Here is a 23,301-nt window from a genome sequence, read left to right as displayed (position 1 = left end):
TCGTATTTTACACTGAGATCATCTTTTTATATTTTTGTCAGAACACCCATTTTCAGCCCAAGGATTCTAAGCACGCGCTATGGATAAGAGAAAACCAAACGTCATTGCTGTTGACATTGTAGAGAAAGAATCGACCCTGACACTCCATATTACTGGAGACATCACCGACTTTAAGGGGCACTTCAAGAGCTTTCCTATTCTTCCAGGTGTTACACAGATTGATTGGGCACTTCACTATGCAGTCCAAGAGCTGAATGTCCCTGGTTACTTTAAAGGCATGGAAGTCATCAAATTCCAAGAGCCAATCCTGCCCGACTCGACCATTCAGCTGTCACTCAAGTGGGATGCTGACAAAGACAAATTGAGCTTCAGTTACACCTCAAACAACGGCGAACAGACTCACTCTTCAGGTAAAATGAAGCTGGGAGAAAAAAGTGAATAGCACTCCCATCGAGGTTGTTTCTCAACACTTAGCGAAAGAAAGCAGCTACAACGCTTGCTTCCTTGTCCCGTGCTTTAACCATGGCGCAACCATGCCTGCTGTGGTTTCTTCGCTCCATCATTTTGAGTTGCCAATCATCATCGTTGACGATGGCAGTGAACTCACCACCAAACAGTTTCTGACTCCCCTTGCTGATAACCCAAACGTAATTCTGGTCACGCTTGAGCAGAACCAAGGCAAAGGCGGCGCAGTAAAAGCTGGTATCAAAAAAGCGCAAGAGCTCGGCTTTAGCCACGCCATTCAAATTGATGCAGATGGTCAACATGACTTAGACGCCCTACCCGCGTTAATAGAAGCCTCTCAAAGTCATCCACAGCGTCTGATATCAGGCCAGCCGGTCTACGATGAGAGTGTGCCTAAAGCAAGGCTCTACGGGCGCTACGCGACACATATCTGGGTATGGATAGAAACCTTATCTCTGTCGATTAAAGACAGTATGTGTGGCTTTAGAGCGTACCCGATCAATCAAACACAAGCGGTACTGAACAAATACGATGTTGGTTCGAGAATGGATTTCGATATCGAGATTTTGGTTCGCTTGTATTGGGAAGGCTGCGATATTGATTTCGTTGAAACACGCGTTATATACCCAGAAAATGGCGTCTCTCATTTCGACGCGCTGTGGGATAACGTAAAAATCAGTTGGATGCACACGAGACTGTTCTTCGGCATGCTGCCAAGAGCACCAAAGCTGCTCGCTCGTCATTTCAAATCAGATTCTGCTAAAAATGGTCAAAACCAAGATTCCTTGGCTGAATCAAGCAAGAACGAGTCAGAACAACCACACTGGTCTCGCACTCAAGAACGCGGCACCGTACTCGGTATCAAACTACTATTGGCGGTTTATACCCTATTAGGCCGCGGTGTCTTTAACCTGATTTTGCGCGGTGTGATGCGTTATTACCACCTAACGGGCAAACGCGCGCGAAACGCTTCTGAGCAATACTTGTTCCAGCTAAAGGCCTACGCAGAGCAACAGAATATCGAGTTACCCGCTGAGTTAACCAGTTATAACCATCTGCTTTCGTTTGGCCATACGATGCTAGACAAGTTAGCCGCATGGAAAGGCGATTTCTCGGCAGATAACCTCACGATTCATGGCCAAGAACAATTCGAGAGCATGGTAGCAAACCAACAAGGTGTGCTGATTCTGGGTTCTCACCTTGGCAATATCGAACTGTGCCGCGCTTTAGGTCGCAGACACTCGAACATCAAAATCAATGCACTGGTTTTCACCGAGCACGCTGAACGTTTCAATTCAGTAATGAAAGCGGTCAACCCTCAGTCTGATTTAAACCTGATTCAGGTGACTTCCATGGGGCCTGACACGGCTATTTTGTTGCAGCAGAAGTTGGAGCAAGGCGAGTGGATTGTGATTGTTGGTGATAGAACTTCCACCAGCAAAGAGAGCCGTTCAATATGGGCAGAGTTCTTGGGTAAGGAAGCGCCCTTCCCTCAAGGGCCATTTATGTTAGCCTCTGTTCTCAAAGCCCCCGTGTTCTTATTGTTTGGGCTACGTGATGACTCACGAGCTAAGCCGCACTTTAATGTCTATTTCGAGCATTTTAGCGACAAGATCGAGCTACCAAGGAAGACACGCGAACAATCTTTACAGCAAGTCGTGCAAAAATATGCGAACCGACTTCAGCACTACACACTGAAAGCACCGCTTCAGTGGTACAACTTTTTTAATTTTTGGACATTGAGCAAGCACCATGACGAAAAAGAATCCAAATAGCATCACCTTTGGTGCCGAACGCCTCACTATCGAGGACGTTGTCGCTATCTCACAAGGCGCAAAAGCCTCGATGAACTCAAGTAACCAGTTCACATCTAAGATCGACCGTGGTGTCGCTTTCTTAGAACGCCTACTCAAAGAAGAAGGCGTGATCTATGGTGTGACAACGGGCTACGGTGACTCATGTACCGTTGCGATTCCGCCAAATCTTGTTGATGAATTACCACTGCATCTAACGCGCTTTCACGGCTGTGGTTTAGGCGAAATACTGTCTCACGAGCAAGCTCGTGCAGTATTAGCAACACGCCTGTGTTCTTTATCACAAGGTGTCTCTGGTGTGACTCATGATTTGCTCAACCAGATCGTTACTCTGATTAACCAAAACATCTCACCGCGTATTCCTCAAGAAGGGTCGGTTGGCGCCAGTGGCGATTTAACGCCGCTGTCTTATCTGGCGGCCGCACTGATTGGTGAGCGTGATGTTATCTACAAAGGCGAAATTCGCCCTACTAGTGACGTCTACAAAGAACTAGGAATTAGCCCTATCAAGCTTAAGCCAAAAGAAGGCTTGGCATTGATGAATGGCACATCAGTGATGACAGCATTAGCTTGTATCGCTTACAAGCGCGCGGAATACCTAGCTCAGCTATCAACTAAAATCACGGCAATGGTGTCTGTGGGTATGCAAGGCAACGATTTCCATTTCGATGAAGCTTTGTTTGCAGTGAAGCCTCATCCGGGTCAACAGCAAGTTGCAGCATGGCTACGTGATGACTTACAAGCGGATCGCCCGCCACGTAATAGCGATCGCTTACAAGATCGTTACTCGTTGCGTTGTGCTCCGCATGTTATCGGTGTAGTTCAAGACTCTCTACCTTGGCTTCGCCAAATGATCGAGAACGAGCTAAACAGCGCCAACGACAACCCAATTATCGATGGCGACAATGAGCGCGTACTGCACGGTGGGCACTTCTACGGTGGCCATATCGCAATGGCAATGGACACGCTAAAAACAGCAGTAGCGAACCTTGCAGACCTACTTGATCGCCAAATGGCGCAGCTAATGGACTACAAGTTCAATAACGGCCTGCCATTTAACCTAACAGGCGCGGAAGGCGAACGTAAGCCAATCAACCACGGCTTCAAAGCGGTACAGATCGGTGTGTCAGCTTGGACAGCAGAGGCATTGAAGCACACCATGCCAGCAAGCGTGTTCTCTCGTTCAACCGAGTGTCACAACCAAGACAAAGTCAGCATGGGCACCATTGCGGCTCGTGACTGCTTACGCGTTCTTGAACTGACTGAACAAGTAGCGGCAGCGTCACTTCTGGCGGGTACACAAGCGCTTGAGCTTCGTAAGCGCCACAATGAGCTCGATGAGCACCACATGAGTGAAAATCTAAAGCACATTCGCGACGAAGTACTGAAAGAGTTTGAATTTATCGTAGAAGATCGACCACTTGAAGGCGATCTACGCCACTTTATTTCTCGTATTCAAAGTCAGCATTGGTCACTTTACTCATAGAATGGTTAACTTCATAAAGTAGTTAACCTCATAAAGTAGCCAACCCTTTACGCAATATTGTTGAGAGCGATTTATGTCTGAAATCCTTCATCCATTACAATCTGAGGTGACTCTGATTACCTCATTCCAAGATGCCGACCCGATGGGGGTGATCTATCACGGCAATTACTTCCGATTTTTTGAAGAAGTAAGACGCATCATGATGGATAAGATTGAGTACAACTATCATGAGATGAAGGATTCCGGCTACATGTGGCCAATCATCGATACGCGCGTGAAATACATCAAGGCAATACCGTTTAATCATCAGATTAAGGTAACGGCTAAATTGACCGAATGGGAAAATCGCTTGCGCGTTGATTACGAGATTCATGATGCCAACACAGGTGCTCGCATGACACGCGCCCACACCATGCAGGTTGCTGTGACCATCGAAGAACAAGAGATGTGCTTCGCTTCACCGAAGATATTTACTGATAAAGTCGAACACTGGCATCAGTTTGGTTGCTTACCTCTAGCTACTGAACATCCATCTCAAGCCTCTAACAACCAACAGGTGAAACATGAGTCTGTTTAAACGCAGTCGCAAACACATTAGCATCGCGCTACTGGGGCTTGCTTCTATGGTGGCGAGTAGCTTTGCTGGTGCTAGTGAGAACACGATTGCCGTCGGTTCAGTTTCAGATCTGCAAACGGTGTTGAGCACAAATAGCATTGTCCGTGGTGAGTTTACTCAAACACGTAACATGGAAATGTTCGCCCAACCTCTGACGTCACAAGGCACGTTTTTATTAGATAAGTCGAGTGGTTTGCTGTGGACGCAAGCAACCCCGTTTCCTGTGAGCCTAGTGCTAACCGATAACAAGCTGAGCCAAAGGTTTGCTGATCAACCCGCTAAGATCATCACTGACAAAGAAAACCCAATGGCGTTTTATTTCAGCCATATCTTCTTGTCGGTATTCCACGGCGATACGCAAAAACTTCAAGAACAATTCTCTCTGTCATTTGAACCTGCGAACGAGCTAAGCTCAGATGAAAGTGCAGGCGCAAGTACAGAGAACGCGTTATGGACACTGACCCTAACGCCAAAAAGTTCTCCAATGAATGCGGTGTTTGAAGCCATCACGCTGCAAGGACACAATGACATTGAGCGCATTGAGCTAAAGGAGATTCGTGGAGACAGCACGGTGATCGAATTTAGCCAGCTAAGCCATCAACCGGAAGTATTATCAGATGCCGAAGCGCAACAATTTCAACTCTAAGCTTGCCCTTGTCTGGCTAGTTGTCGTGGTGCTGTTTAGCGGACTGTTGATCAAACAGTTCGCTTTTTCTTCTTCAGTGCCTATTGAAAGCAACATCATGAAATTGCTGCCAGAAAACCAGCAAGATCCCATGGTCGAACAAGCCTTTCAGCAGATTTCCAACTCCATGAGTGAGCAAGTGGTGTTCATCTTGAGCAGCCCCGACATCAAGAACACCATGGCGGCAACCAAAGCATTTGAGAAATCGCTCAATCAAGACTCCTTCACAGGAAAACAAACACTCTTCAAACACGTTCAAGGCAAGATCAACGCCAGCACGCAAAGCCAATGGAGTGACTTCTATTTTCGTCACCGAGCTCAACTGCTAACGGAGCATCAGAAAGAAACACTGACCCATTCCCCAGAGTCTCGCGCACAGAATGTGATTCAATCGCTATACAACCCTTTCTCAGGAGTCACTGCGACCGAGCTAACTCTAGATCCATTTCTGTTATTTCGTGACTACATCAGTGCCGTTGGTACCCGTTCGAGCAACTTTGACATTAAAGAGGGCTACCTAACCGCACAATCGCAAGATCAGTCACACATTTTGGTTACCGCAACCTTAGCAGGCTCTCCCTACAGCTTGGCTATTCAAGAGCAGCTTCCGGAACTTGACGCTTTAGAGCGAGACATAGAGAAGCAATTTGACGTCAAAGTTCAGCACACTGGCGTGGTTTTCTATGCCAATTACGGTACTCAAAGTGCAAAGTCTGAAATCAGCACCATTGGTTTAGGATCATTAGCGGGTGTAATTTTATTGGTGTGGCTAACGTTTCGTAGCACCCTGCCGCTTGCCTTATCTTTACTCTCCATCAGCACTGGGTTATTGGTTGCACTGGCAAGCACGGTCGCGATCTTCGGCAAGATCCATCTGTTTAGCTTAGTGTTTGGTGCCAGCTTGATTGGCGTATCCATTGATTACTCTTTTCACTATCTCACTGACCGCTTGGCTGCGGGTAATCACTGGCAGAGTGATAAAGGGCTAAAGCATATCTTCATTGCGATTACCTTAGGGCTACTTACTAGCTTGATAGGTTATTTAGGTCTGCTGGTGGCTCCTTTCCCTGGCTTACAGCAGCTTGCTTTGTTCTCATCTATTGGGCTTATCGCCGCTTACGCCAGTGTAGTGTGTTGGTATCCAGTATTGGCCTTCAAACCGAGTCAACAACACGAACTTCCGTTAGCGAACCTATGGCATGCATGGCTAAACTTATGGAGCAAACCTAAGTTCAGAATCGGCTTGCCGCTCGTCGTCACCGTTATTAGCGTGGCGTCAATCAGCCAAGTTCGTTACGACGACGATATTCGACAACTTCAGGCGATGCCTGACCAACTCAAACAACAAGAGCAAGCTATCTCTGAGATCTCAGGACTAGGTAGTGCTCAGAACATGTTGTTGGTGAGTGCGAAGGGTAATCAGGCGTTACTAAACAAATTAGCATTGATCAGCTCTGAGTTAGATTCGTTGGTCGATCAGCAAGGTATCTCTGGCTATCGCAGCGTTAATCAACACCTACCAAGTGAGCAAGAGCAACACGACAACTACCAACTGGTTAAACAGCTCTACGCTAACCAAAGCGCTACCTTACAAACCACACTCGGTTGGCCGAGCTTCCCAGAGCTTCCCAAATACCAACCGATCACACTGAATGAGTTTTTGGAATCTCCAGTATCAGAGCCTATTCGCCCTCTTTGGTTAAAACCAATCAATAACCAAGCAGCGTCGGTGATTATGATCAAGGATGTCACTAATTCAGAGCTGTTCTCTCAATGGCTCGATTCAAGCTTTGCTCAACAACAAGGCGTGAAGTACCTCAATAAAGCCGATGAGATCTCATCTCTGTTTGCTGAATACCGAGTTAAAATTACTGAGCTGTTATTGATAGCGTTTGCGGCTATCGGAATGGTGTTAGGTTGGCGTTACGGTGTGAAGCAAAGTCTGTTAATGCTGTTGCCGTCATTGATTGCCGGAGTGGCAGGTTTAGCGGTCACAGGTATTTTAGGCTCGACACTAAACCTATTTAACCTGCTTGGGCTGATTCTAATTTTAGGGATTGGTATCGACTACACCTTGTTCTTTACTGAGCAGAAAAAGTCACTGAGTACCTTACTGGCGATCACCTTGTCTGGTCTCACAACGCTGCTTTCATTTGGCCTTCTTTCACTGAGTCAGACTCATGCCATTCATAGCTTCGGTGTTACCGTCCTGACTGGTATTTTTGTGGCGTGGTTACTTTCACCACTCGCGATTAACACCGAACAAGCCGCGGAAAAATCAAACTCTCGAGAGGCTTTTAGATGAACAAAACAATCAAGATAGCGCTCGTCGTTGGACTGGGCTTATTACTCAACGCTTGTTCGATGGTGTCTCAACAGCCAACAGGCGCAAGTGTCTCAATCGACAAAGACACCGAGCTAAACTTGCCGCTGCCTGCTGAACTGGGGTACGCATTTACGGCGAGCCAGCTGATCAGCGCAACATGGCAAGACGATACCCAGCAATTGCCTGTTCAAGTCGAAGTTACACCGGATAAAGTCGTTTTAGCGGGTTTTTCCTCTTGGGGAACGCGCATTTTATCGCTGCAATATCAGAACCAAGCGATTGAGACTCAAGTTCTATCCGGTCTTGGCGCAACCCTGCCGCAACCCGAGCAGGTGTTATTTAATTTAATGCTGACTCTATGGCCAATTGAAGCATGGGCGCAGCCTTTGCAAGGCATCGGCTGGCACTTGGTCGACACAGAAAACAGCCGCACCGTGTTTGATGAAAACCAACAGGCAATTATTCAAATTGATTACCAAGCAGAGCCCGGAACACACAAAACCACGGGCAACATTGTTTTCAAACATTTGACCCAAGGCTACACCATCACCATACAAACGTTGAACTCAACGATTGTCGATAACCCAAGTAAGAGCTGAACATTATGCCTATTTATATCCAAGACTGTGGTTTCCACTCCGCATTAGGCTCAAGCGTTGCTGACATTCATGGCAGCCTCAAAGGTGCGCGCGAATCAAACATGGTTGAAGTAAGCGATATGCTGAATGATGGTAAGCACACTATCGTCGGTAAGGTGGCTGGAAAACTGCCGGAGATCCCACCTGATCTAACGCAATACGCTACTCGCAACAATCAACTGGCGTTATCAGCTCTTAATCAAATCAAAGACTCTATCAAGCAAGCAAAATCACAATTTGGCGCAGACAGAATTGCTGTAGTTATCGGCACCAGCACCTCGGGTATCTCGGACGGCGAAGCAGCATTCAAACATAAACTGGCACATGGTGAGTTTCCTGAGCATTACCATTATTCAAAACAAGAACTAGGCAATACCTCTGAATTTGTTAGCCAACATTGTGCATTAACAGGACCAAGCTATGCGATATCGACCGCTTGCTCGTCCAGTGGCCGCGTATTTCTGACCGCTCAACGTTTGTTAGATTCAGGCATGGCTGATGCTGTGTTGGTTGGAGGTGTCGACACCTTATGTAAGCTGACGCTCAATGGTTTTCATGGTCTTGAAGCACTTTCAACCACACATTGTAAGCCATTTAGTGCAACACGAGATGGTATCAACATCGGAGAAGCAGCAGCATTTATGTTGCTCAGCAAGGCAAAACTGGTCGGTGTTAATACAACCCCAAACACGTCGAACATTGCCTTGTTAGGCTGTGGCGATAGCTCTGACGCACACCATATTTCAGCGCCTCACCCTGAGGGGAATGGTGCGGAGCAAGCGATGATAAAAGCGTTAGATTCTGCTCAGTTGCAAGCTGAAGACATCGGTTATATCAATGCTCATGGCACCGCAACTCCACTCAATGATTCAATGGAAAGCAAAGCCATTCATCGTATTTTTGCAAACAAGGTTCCCGTCAGTTCCACCAAGCCTCTCACCGGGCATACTCTTGGAGCCGCAAGTGCAATAGAGGCTGCAATAACATGGCATATTTTAAAATATGACTTACCGCTTCCCTTACAAAAATGTCAGGATAAAGCTGAAGATATTGAGATTGATTTGGTAAACTGTTCCCAGAAACTTAAAGTAAAGAACATCTTAAGCAATTCTTTCGCTTTTGGTGGCAACAACATTAGCCTGATTTTTGGTGTAGTAAATGACTGATATCCCTTCTGTAGACCAACTTCTCCCACACGATGATCCGATGATATTAATCGATCGTGCTATCAACGTAGAGGCGTTGTCGATTCACTGTCAGGTCGATATTGGTGCTCATAACCTGTTCTTTAATGCCGAATCTCAAACCGTACCAGCGTATGTCGGTATTGAGTTTATGGCTCAGTCTGTAGCGGCATGGTCTGGATACCATGCGCTGAAAAACGGCACGACTCCTCCAATCGGCTTCTTACTCGGTTCTCGTCGCTACAAGTCACTGTGTGATGAGTTCACTCAAGGTCAGACCCTTGATATCTACGCCGAGCAACTGATGGAAGACAGTGGCATGGCCGTGTTTACCGCCCGAGTCGAAGACCAAGGTGAGTTAGTGGCTCAATGCCAACTCAACGTCTACGTGCCGACCGAACAAAAATTACAAGAAATGAAAACTAGGAGCCCATCATGACCCGTCAGGTTTTAGTCACAGGTGCCAGCAAAGGCATTGGTAAAGCGATCGCTATTCAACTCGCGAAAGACGGATTTGAAATCGCCGTTCACTACATGGGTGACAAGCAAGGTGCTGAAGACACATTAAAGTCGATCACCGAACTGGGTGGTGCTGGACGTCTTATCCAATTTGATATCAGCAACCGCAGCGAGTGTCGCGAAAAGCTTGAGTCTGATATTGCCGAGCATGGCGCTTACTATGGTGTTGTAAATAATGCCGGTATTACTCGTGATACAGCATTCCCAGCCATGACGGAAGAAGAGTGGGATGGCGTTATCCATACCAACCTCGACAGCTTCTACAACGTACTTCATCCGTGCGTGATGCCAATGGTTCAGAAACGCAAAGGTGGTCGAATCGTTACTCTGGCGTCGGTATCCGGCATCATGGGTAATCGCGGTCAAACCAACTATGCCGCAGCAAAAGCGGGCGTGATTGGCGCGACTAAGTCACTTGCTTTAGAACTCGCAAAACGCAAGATCACAGTAAACTGTGTGGCTCCGGGTTTAATCGATACTGGCATGGTGGATGAGCACGTGAAAGATCATGCGCTTCCTCAAGTGCCACTGCGACGTATGGGTGAGCCAGAAGAAGTAGCAGGACTAGTGAGTTACCTAATGTCTGATATTGCAGGCTACGTTACTCGCCAAGTGATTTCAGTCAATGGAGGCTTAGTATGACCCGCCGCGTTGTTGTAACTGGCATGTCTGGTGTTACTGCCTTTGGTAATGATTGGCAGCACATCGAACCAAAACTAAAAGCCTGTGAAAATGCCACTCAATATATGCCAAGTTTTGAGCAATATGATGGTCTTAACACAAAGCTTGCTGCGCCTATTGATGATTTCCAATTACCAAAACACTACAAGCGTAAACAAGTACGTGGCATGGGACGTGTGTCTCGTCTAGCAACCGTTGCAACAGAAAATGCATTGGAGCAAGCAGGACTGATTGGCCACGACGTTTTGACTAACGGCGAAACAGGCATTGCTTACGGCTCTTCGACCGGCAGTACTGATGCCGTTGGTGCATTTGGTGTGATGCTTAACGAGAAATCGACACGCGCAATCACCGCAACCACCTACGTTCAAATGATGCCACACACCGCTGCGGTAAACGTAGGACTGTTCTTTGGCCTACGCGGCCGCGTGATTCCCACCAGCAGTGCCTGTACTTCAGGAAGCCAAGCCATTGGTTACGCCTATGAAGCGATCAAACACGGCTACCAAACCGTGATGGTTGCCGGTGGTGGCGAAGAGCTATGCCCAACTGAGTCTGCCGTTTTCGATACCCTTTTTGCTACCAGTTTAAAGAACGACACACCAGAAAAGTCCCCTAGCCCTTACGACAGTGAGCGAGATGGCCTCGTTATCGGTGAAGGCGCAGGTACACTAGTTCTTGAAGAGTATGAACATGCTGTTGCTCGTGGCGCAAAAATCTACGCTGAGATCATCGGTTTTGCCAGCAACTGCGATGCCGCTCATGTGACTCAACCTCAGATGGAAACCATGCAAATCTGTATGGAAAAAGCTCTAAAAGATGCTCAACTTCCGGCTGAAAAGATTGGCTATGTTTCTGCGCACGGTACCGCGACTGAAAAAGGCGATATTGCAGAAAGTAACGCAACCGCGAATATCTTTGGCGAAGTGCCAATCAGTTCATTGAAAAGCTACTTTGGTCATACGCTTGGCGCATGTGGTGCGATTGAAGCTTGGTTAAGCCTAGAGATGATGCATAGCGGTTGGTTCAGCCCAACCCTAAACCTTGAGAATGTCGATGAACAGTGCGGCAAGCTCGATTACATCACAGGCTCAGGTCGCGAATTGGATGTTGAATATCTAATGAGCAACAACTTCGCCTTTGGCGGGATCAATACTTCCGTCATCTTCAAGAAAATCTGAGCTTAACTAGATAAAACTCAAGACAAATAAAAAGGGTCAGTAACCAAGTTACTGACCCTTTTTTGAATCTAGCAATCGCTCAATTAAGCGTTAGCTTCACGCTCAGCGATGAACTCAAGAGCCATCTTGATGCGAGCGATTACGCGCTCTTTACCAACAAGCTCCATCACAGCATCAACAGAAGGAGACTGACCACCGCCAGTTACTGCTACGCGAAGTGGCATACCGATTTTACCCATGCCGATCTCTAGCTCTTCACAAACCGCTGCAATCACACCATCTTTGATGTTTACAGTAGTGAAATCTTCAAGTGCTTCAACCTTAGCAAGAGCAAGTTCTAGTGGGCCTTTAGCAACACCACGTAGGTGCTTCTTAGCTGCGCCAGCTTCAAACTCTGAGAAGTCTTCGTAGAAGTAACGAGACTGCTCAGCAAGTTCGATAAGCGTGTTACAGCGCTCGCCAACTAGCTTGATCACTTCAGTGATCGCTGGGCCGTTTGTTATATCGATCTTCTGTGCGTCTAGGTGCCATTGCAGGTATTTTGCAACGTACTCAGGCTCAGAAGTCTTGATGTAGTGGTTGTTCAACCAAAGTAGCTTTTCAGTGTTGAATGCAGATGCTGACTTGCTGATTGCTTTAAGGCTGAAGAATTCAATCATCTCTTCTTGAGAGAAGATCTCTTGGTCACCATGAGACCAACCTAAACGAACTAGGTAGTTGTTCAGTGCATTGGGTAGGTAACCTTCATCGCGGTATTGCATTACAGAAACAGCACCGTGACGCTTAGAAAGTTTCGCACCGTCATCACCAAGAATCATTGCACAGTGAGCGAAAGTTGGAACTGGCGCGCCTAGTGCTTCGTAGATGTTGATTTGACGAGGTGTGTTGTTGATGTGGTCTTCACCACGAACAACGTGTGTAATACCCATATCCCAGTCATCCACTACAACTACGAAGTTGTAAGTTGGAGCACCGTCTGTACGACGAATAATTAGGTCATCAAGTTGGCTGTTAGAAATTTCAATGCGACCACGAATTTGGTCATCAAATACTACGCTGCCTTCTTTAGGGTTACGGAAACGGATAACGCACGCATCACCTTCTTTTGCTGCTTCGTTTGCTGCAACAATTTTAGGGTGGTTCGCATCGTAACGAGCCATTTCCTTGTTTTCTTCTTGCTCTGTACGAATTTCGTCAAGCAGCTCTTTAGACGCGTAGCATTTGAATGCTTTGTCTTCAGCAAGTAGCTTATCAACCATTTCGTTGTAACGGTCAAAACGCTTAGATTGGTAGTAAGGACCTTCATCCCATTCCATACCCATCCATTGCATGCCTTCTAGAATTGCATCAACCGCTTCTTGAGAGTTACGCTCAAGGTCCGTGTCTTCGATACGTAGAACGAATTCACCACCTTGGTTCTTAGCGAATAGCCAAGAGTAAAGTGCAGTACGTGCACCACCAACGTGAAGATAGCCAGTTGGGCTAGGAGCAAAACGAGTTTTAACCGTCATTTAAATACCTTGATTATGTAGGTGATTCTTTTAGTGGGGTCTAATACAAAGTCTGTAATAGCCAAATATCACTAAATTTTGGGCGCTATTTTATCACCACCGCTTAAATCTACAATCAGTAGTGAATGATTAATGTGCTGTTCTTGCGCGAAAGCCACTGTAGAAAGGCCAAATTCAGCTTCGATGTAGCGAATCTATAGCCTGAGCCAATAAATTATAGCCACGCTTTTCTTTAACTCCCGCTTATTTCACCAACGTAACTCACCCATTCATATACCACTAAGATCAAATTCTTGAATTTATGTTTGACCTTACCCTTACGGGAAGGTTTATGTTAGGCGTAGATGAGAATTGGAGTATCGATATGAACCATTACACAACCGCGCTCAACGGCCTAAATTGCATGGGTTGTGCGAAGAAAGTTCGCACACTGTTTGGCGAATTCGACAATACGACGATCAATGATATATCGCCGACATACATCGATATTTCGACTCCAATTAATTACGTTCAACTCAACGAACAGTTGGCGACGCTTGGTTATAGCATGGGCAATAAACTGCACCTTTCGTTATCCGGTCTTAGCTGCGGTAAGTGCGTGAGCAAGCTGACTCAAGCACTTGAACAAACCGAGCAAATCTCAGAGCTAGAAATCAGCAAACATGAATTGTCATTGGTTACCCTGCTTTCAGAATCCGAGCTTATCGAGCTGATCGAAAGCGTCGGTTATCACGCAACCCCCTACTCTGAAGCGAATGATCTTTTATCGAGTTCAGATTCAGAAGAAGATAAAAAACCAACACCTGCAGAATCAGCACAAGCTAAACCTGCAACTAGCCAATATACCTATCACCTTGTTCTTGAAGGAATGACGTGTGCGAGTTGTGTTTCTTCGGTAGAGAAAGCACTGAAAAAGAATGAGTTCGTCGACCAAGCTCAGATCAACCTCGCTGAACAGACGGCCTTAGTTTTCACTTCTAAAACACGAGACGTCATCGAAAGCGCGCTAATAGAGTCCGTAAAAGCCGCAGGTTATGGCGCCGAGTTCGTTGATGACGCGGCAACTCAACAACAAAAACAACAAGAACAGCAACTTCGTACCCAAAAAGCTTTCCTAAAGAATTCAGTAAGCGCGCTGCTTATCGGTGCTCCGCTGATGGCGTGGGGCCTGCTCGGTGGCAGCATGACCATTGCTACATTTAACGACCAATTGGCTTGGGGCTTGGTTGGTGTGGTCTGTTTGATACTGCTCGCGACTTCAGGACGCAGCTTCTTTACTAACGCTTGGCAATCACTGATGCACAAGCGTGCAACCATGGATACGTTAGTTGCTTTGGGGACAGGCGCCGCGTGGTTCTATTCAATGTTGGTTGTTCTGATCCCATCGTGGTTCCCTGAAGCTTCTCGTCATGTCTATTTTGAAGCAAGTGCGATGATTGTTGGTCTTATTTCTTTAGGTCACTACATTGAAGCCAAAGCCAAAGCACGCACCACTAAGTCTTTACAGGCACTGATTAATTTACAACCTCAAAAAGCCGTGGTTATCGTCGATGGTAAAGAACAAACCATCGCCGTCGAAGCTATTCAAGTCGGTATGCAAGTACGAGTGAAACCGGGAGAAAAAGTCCCTGTCGATGGTGTCGTGGTATCTGGCGAATCTTATATCGATGAGTCGATGCTGACTGGCGAACCGCTTCCTAACGTTAAATCGATTAATGATAGCGTTTCAGCCGGTACCATTAATGGTGATGGCAGCTTAATTATTGAAGCGACAGGAATAGGATCAAGCACCATGCTGGCTCGAATCATTCAAATGGTTCGCCAAGCACAAAGCAGCAAGCCTGCGATTGCTAAACTCGCTGATTCAATCTCTGCCGTTTTCGTACCTGTTGTGGTCGCGATCGCAGCCATTACCGCCCTAGTTTGGTTTTTTGTTGGACCACAGCCTAGTGCAAGTTACATGCTCGTGGTATCAACCACAGTGCTGATCATCGCCTGCCCATGCGCATTGGGCTTAGCGACACCACTCTCAATTACTGTCGGCGTTGGCAAAGCCGCAGAGTTTGGCGTTCTGATCAAAGATGCCGATGTGTTGCAATCTGCAAGCAAAATCGACGCAGTCGTGTTTGATAAAACCGGCACCCTAACCCAAGGTAAACCAACCGTTCAGCAGGCCTTTTATGGCGATTTATCAGAGCAAGAACTGCTGGCTTACGCCTATTCGGTAGAGGTAGGGTCAGAACACCCATTAGCGAAAGCCGTTTGCCAATATGCAGAGAGCTTACAAGTTTCAGCGCTACCCCATAGCGAGTTCGAAAACCAACGAGGGCTTGGAGTACAAGCAATAATTAACGGCAAGAACGTTCAAGTCGGCTCACTTAAGTACCTCACCCAACTCAACATCAATACAGACATTGGCGCAGACTTTATCGAGCTTTGTCGTACACAAGCATGGACACCCATCTTCGTTGTAATCGATCAAAAACTGGAAGGCATATTTGGCATTTCAGACGCATTAAAAATAGATAGCAAACAAGCCATTGCTCAACTAAAATCCGCCGGAATTCACACCGTGCTATTAACGGGCGACAACGATTCTGTTGCTCAAGCAATAGGTAAAAGCGTCGGTATCGATGAGGTTATCTCGGAAGTACTACCAGAGCAGAAAGCTCAACACATTGTTCAACTGCAACAGCAATATAAGAGTGTGGCCATGGTCGGAGACGGTATTAACGACGCGCCTGCACTTGCTCAAGCAGATATAGGCATCGCAATGGGTAGCGGCAGTGATGTTGCGATTGAAAGTGCACAAATGACGCTCCTCAACTCGTCGCCACTGTCTGTAAGCAACGCGATCGAACTATCCCAAGCGACCGTGAGAAATATGAAGCAAAACCTGTTTGGTGCCTTCATCTACAACTCGCTTGGCATTCCAATTGCGGCTGGTGTGCTCTACCCATTCTTTGGATTTTTACTTAGCCCTGTCGTGGCAGGCGCTGCAATGGCGATGTCATCTATCACCGTAGTCAGCAATGCCAACAGATTAAGACTGTTCAAACCCACTCATTCTAATATCAACAAAAACCATATTCATGAGGTTAACCATGATTCGTAAAGTTATGACTCTTACTGCACTCGCTGCAATTTCAGGACAAGCTCTCGCTACTGATGTTCTCAACCATAAGTCTCCATACTGTGGCTGCTGCACAGAATGGACAGAACACATGCAAGACGCAGGTTTCGATGTCACAGAGAAACTCCATGATGACATGAATCCTATCAAGCAGAAGTTAGGAGTAACGCCAGAGCTGGCTTCTTGCCATACGGCAGAGATCGATGGTTACGTATTTGAAGGGCACATTCCAGCAGAGGACGTGAAAGCCTTTTTAGAAAATCCACCACGCAATGCGATTGGCTTGGCGGTTCCAGGCATGCCAATGGGCTCGCCGGGCATGGAATATGGCGATAAGAAAGACGAGTATTCTGTTTATGCGTTTAACGAGAAAGGTCAGGTGTTTGAATACCGTCATTACAACGGGAAATAGAGCGTAAATAGACCTGCGAACAGCAATAAAAATAGAGCCTAGCATTAAGCAAACCCAAGACTGTGGTTTACTTGCTAGGCTCTTTGCTTTTGGACAGTAAAGCAAATCTTGTCGCGGTACCAACCGGGCTGTTAGTACCGCTATGTTCCCCTCGCTAATTTAGCTAAGAAGTTATTCAACAAAAAAGCTATTTAACAAAGAAGCTCACTCGGCTAATAATCTAATCGACTAAACGCCAAGTGAATCAGCTTAGAAGCCGTAAGAAGCACCGAATACGAATGCGTTGTTCTGCTTAGAGTCGCCGTTTGCGAAATCTACACCGTTAGCTTGGCTACGGAACTCAAAGTAAGGTTGAACGCCTTGACGAGTCCATGTTGCACGTAACTCGTGGTCCATTGCTTCAGCTTCGATCATGTATACGTTGTTGTAGCTAAGCGCTAGGTCAGCATTCACTGTGTAAGCAATGCGGTTATCCATGCGGTAGTCAGTGTCAGCATCAGCAGAAGTATCATCGATGTGTGCACGAGTACGGTTGCTAATAGAGATACCGTTATCGAAGTTGTAACCAATCTTAACTAGTGGACGGAACTGAATGCTCTCACCCGCAGAGAATAGATGTTGGTAACCCGCAGCAACCCATAGGTTGTCAGTAATGTTGAAAGATTGCTCACCACCAACAGTGATGCCAGGAGTAGTATTACCTGCACCGCCATTTTCAGACTCAAGTTTACCCAGTTGGATGCCATCAAACTCAGAGTAAACCGTGAAGCCGCCTAGAGAGTTGTCAAACGTGTGACCAGCTTCTAGCGTAGAAGTCATATCAGAACCGTGGATACGGCCGTCATCGTGAATTTGGATGTTACCTGTTACGTAAGAAGAACCAGCGAAAGCACTAGAAGCGAAAGCAAGAGAAAGAGCACTTAGAGCGATAATTTTTTTCATAGTAAACTGCCTTAGTTTGATTTTTTCAGCGGCATATCTTCGGTACATCATTCACCTTCACCGCTTGAGTAGTTGGTAGCCTCCCTGGCATGAAATCTATGTTGCTCGAATTAATTTGCGTTTCAAAATAAAAGAACAAGCAGAGTGATCTCTCTCACTATCAAAAAAGAACAAGTTATTTAACACTTTAAAATCAGCCACTTAAAAACATAAAAATTGATAAAAAACTCAAGACGCAAAAACATACAGATCAAGATCACATTATTTTACGACGCAAAATTAGATTCAGTTAGTTCAATCACATTTGATTTAGAGTTTTTTATAGGGGACTTATTTTTTGAAGAGAATAATGAGAAGCCCGTCACTTTTGCGACGAAACTCACCTTATGTGCATTGTTGACGATATAAACAAAGACGGTTTCTATATGTTTCTGTTTAAGAGAAAGACTTAACTCGCCTTAAACAAAAAGAGCTCCCACTTTTTACCTTGAGTAAGATAATAACGAGGGAGCTCTTCTATTAATGTTGCTTATCGATTATTTAATTGATGTTACTCGACTTACTTTCTCGCCACTTTCAGAGATAGAGCGGATGTAAGTTTCGCCTGAAACCGAAGGACGTTGTTGCTCATCGTACGTTAACCAGTTTTCACCATCAGCAGAGTATTGCAGCTCTACGCCTGGGAATTGTACGTTCATCGCTAGCTTGCCATCAACAACCTGAGCGCCCGGTACTGGCAGTCGGTAATCAATGCCCGCTTTCTCAAGCTTAGCCAGTTCACGTTGACCAACAATATTCGCGAAACGATTAAAGTCACTGTTTAGAGCCTGCTTATTTACTAGGTCGGTATCTTGAGAGTATTCAACGCCCACTTTGTAGTCGTTTTCCCAATCCGCTCTGTGCCATGCGCGCTCTGCTGCTGCAAGTACGCGAGGGAACACCATGTATTCATACTGCTCATCGGTACGTACTGTTTCAGACCAAAGTTGTGCCGACAAACCGTAGAAAGGTTTCGCTTCAATCTCGCCTTTACCAGAGAAACCATTGCCGTCACGGTCTAATGATGTTTCTGCGTTTTGTGGCATGTTTTCTGGTGCGAATCCAAACATCTTACGGGTATCGGTAGCACGCGTTGCCCAGTAGTAGCCGCGCTCAGCTGCATCCACTTCATATGGCATATCCATGTATACGTAGTCTGGGTTAGAAACAATCACGTCATACCCTTTTGCTGACCAATCGTACACTGATGAAGTTCCGCCCCAGTAAAGAACGTCCCAGAAGTTGACGCGAGTGCTTTCGGTTGCAAATGCTTTCTCGCCTTCGCTGTATTTCAGGCCATCTTGCCATGCTTGGAAGTGAGGAATGCCTTTGTCAGCAACAATCTTAGATACCTGCTCTGCAAAGTGACTTGGCAGATGACCAAAGTCGCTTACCGTTCCATCAGCGATCAAAGACTGACACTGAGGAGACTGTTGGAATGGCTTATCTTGCTTAGACAAATCGATGTTACCTTTCCACGCCACTTTCTCTTCTGCATTAATATCTTGTAAGCCAGCGCCTAACTTGATGTTTTTCGCTTCATCGCCGCCGAAGTGCCAAGTCGTAAGTGGAACGCCCGCTTCTTGGTGCATTGCCGCTACTTCAGAGATAACTTTATCTACAAAGTGAGTAGAAGATTCCATACATGGATTAATGAAGCTTTGCTTATCGTAAAACTGAACTGTGGTTACGTTCGATGTATCTTGTGGATCCATCAGACGGTATTCGTTCGCTTCCGCTTCTTTACCTTCCGCCATTAGGCGAGTGTAACGCGCTTCCATTGATACCACTGCAGAACGAGCGTGTGCTGGCATATCAATTTCTGGAATTACTTCGATGCTGCGCGCTTTTGCGTAACTTAAGATCTCGACGTAATCCGCTTTACTAAAGAAACCAGAGCCAAAGTTGTCTGTTGTTGGACCTGAACCTAGCTGAGGCAGTAAACAGCTTTGCTCTTCCAAATCAAAACAACGATTAGACCCTACATCCGTTAGCTCTGGTAAACCTGGGATTTCTAAACGCCAACCTTCATCATCCGTTAAGTGAAGGTGAAGTTTATTCATCTTGTATGCAGCCATTTGATCTAGCGTCGCTAGGATGGCATCTTTTGAGTGGAAGTTTCGAGCAACATCCACCATCACACCACGGTAATCAAAACGTGGTGCATCTTTGATCGACAGTTGTGGTAGTGATTCAGCGTTCTGACTGTCTATTAGGCCAAAAATAGACTGAACTGCGTAGAAAGCACCTGTTTTATCAAACGCTTTAATCGCAATCCCCTCTTCCGAGATGCTTAGTTCATAAGCGCCAGATTTTGCTAAATCACCCGTAAACTGAGTAGGAACAACGGTAACACTTACTGGAAGGTCACCACTCACATCTACGTTTACCACTTCTGCACGTTCTTCAATTGCAGCGAACTGCTCAGTATCAAATGCCTCTTTCGGTAGGGCAATACCACCAGCAATGCTCACAGATCCTTCACCCGCTTCTACCGACATTGGCGTTGGTAATAGCGTTGTTGATACGTCTTGCGTTGCTAGATCCGCATTCTTTTCGAAACGCGTCACCGCTGTAGCCATTACGTTATTGTCATCAGGTGTACGTTTAAGGTTGTTACCCTCTAGGCCCGTTACGAATGACGAGACATCTTCCGTATTCAATGAAGCAATCATCTTAGGTTCTGCGTTTAGCGCTGTTACGAATGCACCTGGCATAAAGTCAGTTTCAAACAGTTGCCAGTACTCACTCGTTAACGGAAGAATCACTTCTTCACCAGCGGCAAAACCATCGAACTTATCTGTAGGTTCTAGTTTGTGTAGGTCACCCGTTACACGAGTGATTTTAAACTGTTCGTTATCAACATCTAAGATGAGGCGAATACTGTGGAAGTAGATAGTCCAATCTTTCGAATCAATCGCTTCACCGTCATTGGTCAAGGTCATGTTCACTTTATTACATGACGCCCACTCAGCACCTAAGTCCTGACAAGCCATACCCTCATTCGCACCGTGATTGGTTAGGATTTCATATTGCACATCAAGGTTATCAGCCAGTGCATTAACAACCTGTTGCTCAGGAGCTTGTGTCACTGCACAACCCGTCAAACCAGCCAATACTGCTACAGATAGTAAGTTTCTCTTCAACATCGTATTCACCCATTAATTTAAAAATTGAATCAGAAGCAAAGTGGAGCGCTTCGAAAGTTAGATAAACTATATGGTCTTATTTTTTGCCGTGAATTAAATCAGGCCAATTCAGTGATCAGCTTCAAATCTCAAAAATATTGATAAATTTAATTTTAATAAAATCATCAAGTTACAACTAACGACACTTCCGTCACTTTTATTTTGACGTAATAACTGAGAATTAAATCACAATCTTTTCAAAGGATTTCATAAAATCGTGTTGTTGATAGAGAGAAAGGTTTAACAGTTTGTTCGTGTTGTTATACTTTTCGTACAAACAACGTGACATCGTTCTCAAAAAAAACCGTTAAAAAACTCCGTCAAAATCTTTTTTAACGAGTTTATGTCTTTCTAAAGGAGCTTTCTTTGCGCACATTCTTGTACCTTACGTTACTCACACTTGCCTTTTCAGCAAAGCAAGCTGTCGCCGAACCTCTTTATTGGCAAGCTAAAAAGGATGATTTGACCCTCACTATCTTAGGTTCTGTGCACGTTGGGGATGAGAGCATGTACCCGCTTCCCGCACAGATCACTGACACGCTAAAAGAGAGCGACGGATTAATTGTCGAGACGGATATAAGAAAGACAGAAGGCGTGGTGTATCCCACGACCACAGTGACCACGGGTGATATATTAAGCGAAGATCAACAGCAGTTATTAACAAGCATTTCCAAATCTTTGGGTATGTCGACACAACAACTACTGAGCTCCCCACCTTGGGCAACATCTCTGTCGATACAAATGCAGCAGTTAAAGAACCTTGGTTACGGCTCCGCGGGCGGTGTAGACGCAACACTCGCCTATAAAGCGACGATACAAGACGTTCCAGTGCTCAGCCTAGAGCCACTACAATTTCAAATAGACCTCATTGCAGGGCAAAAAGATTCTGGTAAAGAGTGGCTAGTGACAAGCATTGAAGAATTTGACCAAACAGACCGTGTGGTTCATTGCCTAATTGAGAGCTGGCAAGCTGGAGATGTAACCAAACTTGAGGAATTTGCAGAGCTGTCTGAAATGCCCACCGAGCTTGAGAAAGCATTTCTAACGGATCGCAACGTTGATTGGGCAAACAAGCTATCCTCCAATGATTGGAAACTCGACTCAAAGGGACACTATGTGCTGGTCGTCGGCACTTTACACCTGATTGGCGAAGGCAACCTTTTGCAGCTATTAAAAGAGAAAGGTTTCAATGTCACTCAACAATCACAAAGCCGACAAGCTCAGTGTCAATTTGAGGTTAGTAACGACAGCTAGCTCAATTCGATGCCATGACTTTCTCATAATATAACCATGACCTAATAACAGAACCATTACATTTAATAGCACCATAACGGTGCTATTATCTTTCGCTCTTTTTATATACGGTGTTGTTCTCATGAAACCAGTACTCTTCGCTTTACCTTTAGCCCTCGCGATCCTGATGCCCACGGCAGCGTCTGCCAAAGAAACTTGTACGATCGAACAATTCCAACCAATAGACATTCAGCCTGATACAAAAGGCGGCGTACTAGATAAAGAAAGCGGACAGTTTTTGATTACTGAGAAGCCACCAATGCGATGCGCGAATATTACATTCACGACGTCTACAACACGCAACCGTATCGCAAGCCAAATGAATAGTAATTTTGAAGCAAGTTTCTACGATGGCCAAACGGGTAAATCTCACTCGGTGACTTTTAACGAAGATGAAGTACAGGCAGGTTACATTCGAATTGGTCCAAATAACCCTGTTGAAGCGTATGTTTGCTTTGTTACCTCAGAGACACCAATCAAGAACATCACTTGTGATGTGAAATAGAACATTTGAGTGGTTGAAAAAAAACAGGGCTAAGGGAAAAATCCGTTTTCCGCATAGCCCTATTTTGCTGCTTACTCGGTTGCTTACAATATGTCGGCGCTCTCTTCGGAATAACGAGCAATAATTGGATTTTGTAGTGCATTAGGATCGCCCGGCGACCACATTCCACGCTTCATGCCTTTTACAATAAGATGTATTACCGCAGCATCAATCGCTGACATCACAGCGATATTAACGGGTTCATTTTGGCTGTAGCCCATTTCAACTTCTAATAGTTCTTTGTAGTCAACAAATCGAAATGCGCCGAATCCTATCTCATGTGATGAAATGGTTTTTGTCGTAGTCACACTCAACAGAACTTGCCCTGTTCTTACATCAACGGCTCTTAAGTTAACTGTCACTTGATCGGTTCTATACTGCCCTGAACCACCAATCCCCAAATACTTAGCACCTGCCCCGCCCGTTACGATATTAGAGTCGTAAGCCACAATGCCACCTTCTATAACAATGTTTGCAGAACTTAAGGACGACAAGTCTGCTCCATGGTTATTAACGACTTTATCTTTTTTCTGAGCGGCACGAATAATCTTACGTTCCGTTAACAAGTTCTGTAGCCCTTCACGCTCTAGAGGAACAAACCACTGGGAATCTATCAGTGCCGTAGTGAAGTGGTCAAGTAAAAC

The 23,301-nt window shown here is 45.7% G+C and carries 19 protein-coding genes; 15 read left to right on the top strand and 4 right to left on the bottom strand.

Annotated features, from left to right (window positions below; all coding sequences use genetic code 11):
• The first annotated feature begins 79 nt into the window (after positions 1-79).
• From BCT49_RS15610 to BCT49_RS15560, 11 genes are all read left to right on the top strand, one after another.
• Positions 80-442 carry a 3-hydroxyacyl-ACP dehydratase gene (locus BCT49_RS15610; RefSeq protein WP_102436417.1) on the top strand — a complete coding sequence of 121 codons (363 nt, stop codon included), beginning with the start codon at positions 80-82 and terminating at the stop codon, positions 440-442.
• Positions 435-2,240, top strand: a complete 1,806-nt coding sequence (locus BCT49_RS15605) for a glycosyltransferase family 2 protein (RefSeq protein ID WP_102436415.1) — start codon at positions 435-437, stop codon at positions 2,238-2,240. Before BCT49_RS15610 ends, BCT49_RS15605 begins: the two co-directional genes overlap by 8 nt.
• Entirely contained in the window at positions 2,218-3,765 is a 1,548-nt protein-coding gene (locus BCT49_RS15600) for an HAL/PAL/TAL family ammonia-lyase (RefSeq protein ID WP_102436413.1), read from the top strand. The genes BCT49_RS15605 and BCT49_RS15600 overlap by 23 nt, the downstream gene beginning before the upstream one ends.
• 73 nt (positions 3,766-3,838) lie before the next feature.
• Positions 3,839-4,342: an acyl-CoA thioesterase gene (locus BCT49_RS15595; RefSeq protein ID WP_102436411.1), complete on the top strand. Its 504-nt coding sequence runs from the start codon at positions 3,839-3,841 to the stop codon at positions 4,340-4,342.
• The gene (locus tag BCT49_RS15590) at positions 4,329-5,027 is read left to right on the top strand and encodes a LolA family protein (RefSeq protein WP_102436409.1); all 699 of its coding nucleotides are present in this window, start codon (positions 4,329-4,331) and stop codon (positions 5,025-5,027) included. The genes BCT49_RS15595 and BCT49_RS15590 overlap by 14 nt, the downstream gene beginning before the upstream one ends.
• Positions 4,999-7,371, top strand: coding sequence for an MMPL family transporter (locus BCT49_RS15585; RefSeq protein WP_102436407.1), 2,373 nt, complete (start codon positions 4,999-5,001; stop codon positions 7,369-7,371). The genes BCT49_RS15590 and BCT49_RS15585 overlap by 29 nt, the downstream gene beginning before the upstream one ends.
• Positions 7,368-7,991: a DUF3261 domain-containing protein gene (locus BCT49_RS15580; protein ID WP_102436405.1), complete on the top strand. Its 624-nt coding sequence runs from the start codon at positions 7,368-7,370 to the stop codon at positions 7,989-7,991. Before BCT49_RS15585 ends, BCT49_RS15580 begins: the two co-directional genes overlap by 4 nt.
• 5 nt (positions 7,992-7,996) lie before the next feature.
• On the top strand, positions 7,997-9,196 hold the full coding sequence (locus BCT49_RS15575) for a beta-ketoacyl-[acyl-carrier-protein] synthase family protein (RefSeq protein WP_102436403.1): 1,200 nt from the start codon (positions 7,997-7,999) through the stop codon (positions 9,194-9,196).
• Positions 9,189-9,653 carry a hotdog family protein gene (locus BCT49_RS15570; protein WP_017106323.1) on the top strand — a complete coding sequence of 155 codons (465 nt, stop codon included), beginning with the start codon at positions 9,189-9,191 and terminating at the stop codon, positions 9,651-9,653. Before BCT49_RS15575 ends, BCT49_RS15570 begins: the two co-directional genes overlap by 8 nt.
• Entirely contained in the window at positions 9,650-10,375 is a 726-nt protein-coding gene (locus tag BCT49_RS15565; protein ID WP_004736137.1) for a 3-ketoacyl-ACP reductase FabG2, read from the top strand. The genes BCT49_RS15570 and BCT49_RS15565 overlap by 4 nt, the downstream gene beginning before the upstream one ends.
• Positions 10,372-11,595 (top strand): beta-ketoacyl-ACP synthase, encoded by a 1,224-nt coding sequence (locus BCT49_RS15560; protein ID WP_102436401.1) that lies wholly within the window; start codon positions 10,372-10,374, stop codon positions 11,593-11,595. The genes BCT49_RS15565 and BCT49_RS15560 overlap by 4 nt, the downstream gene beginning before the upstream one ends.
• Before the next feature lie 83 nt (positions 11,596-11,678).
• Here BCT49_RS15560 and gltX read toward each other — a convergent pair whose 3' ends face one another.
• On the bottom strand, positions 11,679-13,106 hold the full coding sequence (gene gltX, locus BCT49_RS15555; RefSeq protein ID WP_065113415.1) for a glutamate--tRNA ligase: 1,428 nt from the start codon (positions 13,104-13,106) through the stop codon (positions 11,679-11,681).
• A gap of 331 nt (positions 13,107-13,437) precedes the next feature.
• Here gltX and BCT49_RS15550 point away from each other — a divergent pair, with 331 nt between their 5' ends.
• Both BCT49_RS15550 and BCT49_RS15545 read left to right on the top strand, forming a co-directional pair.
• On the top strand, positions 13,438-16,221 hold the full coding sequence (locus BCT49_RS15550) for a heavy metal translocating P-type ATPase (protein WP_102436399.1): 2,784 nt from the start codon (positions 13,438-13,440) through the stop codon (positions 16,219-16,221).
• On the top strand, positions 16,211-16,651 hold the full coding sequence (locus tag BCT49_RS15545; RefSeq protein ID WP_041472752.1) for a DUF411 domain-containing protein: 441 nt from the start codon (positions 16,211-16,213) through the stop codon (positions 16,649-16,651). Before BCT49_RS15550 ends, BCT49_RS15545 begins: the two co-directional genes overlap by 11 nt.
• Positions 16,652-16,900: 249 nt before the next feature.
• Here the strand turns inward: BCT49_RS15545 and BCT49_RS15540 are convergent, their stop codons facing one another.
• The gene (locus tag BCT49_RS15540; protein ID WP_065104930.1) at positions 16,901-17,593 is read right to left on the bottom strand and encodes an oligogalacturonate-specific porin KdgM family protein; all 693 of its coding nucleotides are present in this window, start codon (positions 17,591-17,593) and stop codon (positions 16,901-16,903) included.
• A 536-nt stretch (positions 17,594-18,129) separates the two neighbouring features.
• Positions 18,130-20,781 (bottom strand): beta-N-acetylhexosaminidase, encoded by a 2,652-nt coding sequence (locus BCT49_RS15530; RefSeq protein ID WP_102436397.1) that lies wholly within the window; start codon positions 20,779-20,781, stop codon positions 18,130-18,132.
• 405 nt (positions 20,782-21,186) lie between these two features.
• Here BCT49_RS15530 and BCT49_RS15525 point away from each other — a divergent pair, with 405 nt between their 5' ends.
• Complete coding sequence (locus BCT49_RS15525; protein ID WP_102436395.1) at positions 21,187-22,074, top strand: TraB/GumN family protein; 888 nt, start codon at positions 21,187-21,189, stop codon at positions 22,072-22,074.
• Positions 22,075-22,195: 121 nt separating this feature from the next.
• The gene (locus BCT49_RS15520) at positions 22,196-22,618 is read left to right on the top strand and encodes a hypothetical protein (RefSeq protein WP_102436393.1); all 423 of its coding nucleotides are present in this window, start codon (positions 22,196-22,198) and stop codon (positions 22,616-22,618) included.
• Positions 22,619-22,701: 83 nt separating this feature from the next.
• Here the strand turns inward: BCT49_RS15520 and BCT49_RS15515 are convergent.
• Positions 22,702-23,301 (bottom strand): CsgG/HfaB family protein (locus BCT49_RS15515; RefSeq protein ID WP_102436391.1); only part of this gene is annotated, 600 nt, incomplete at its 5' end.

The sequence above is a fragment of the Vibrio lentus genome, assembly GCF_002875945.1.
GTDB classification, from domain to species: Bacteria; Pseudomonadota; Gammaproteobacteria; order Enterobacterales; family Vibrionaceae; genus Vibrio; species Vibrio apostichopi.
This window is presented reverse-complemented; position numbering and strand designations above follow the sequence as displayed.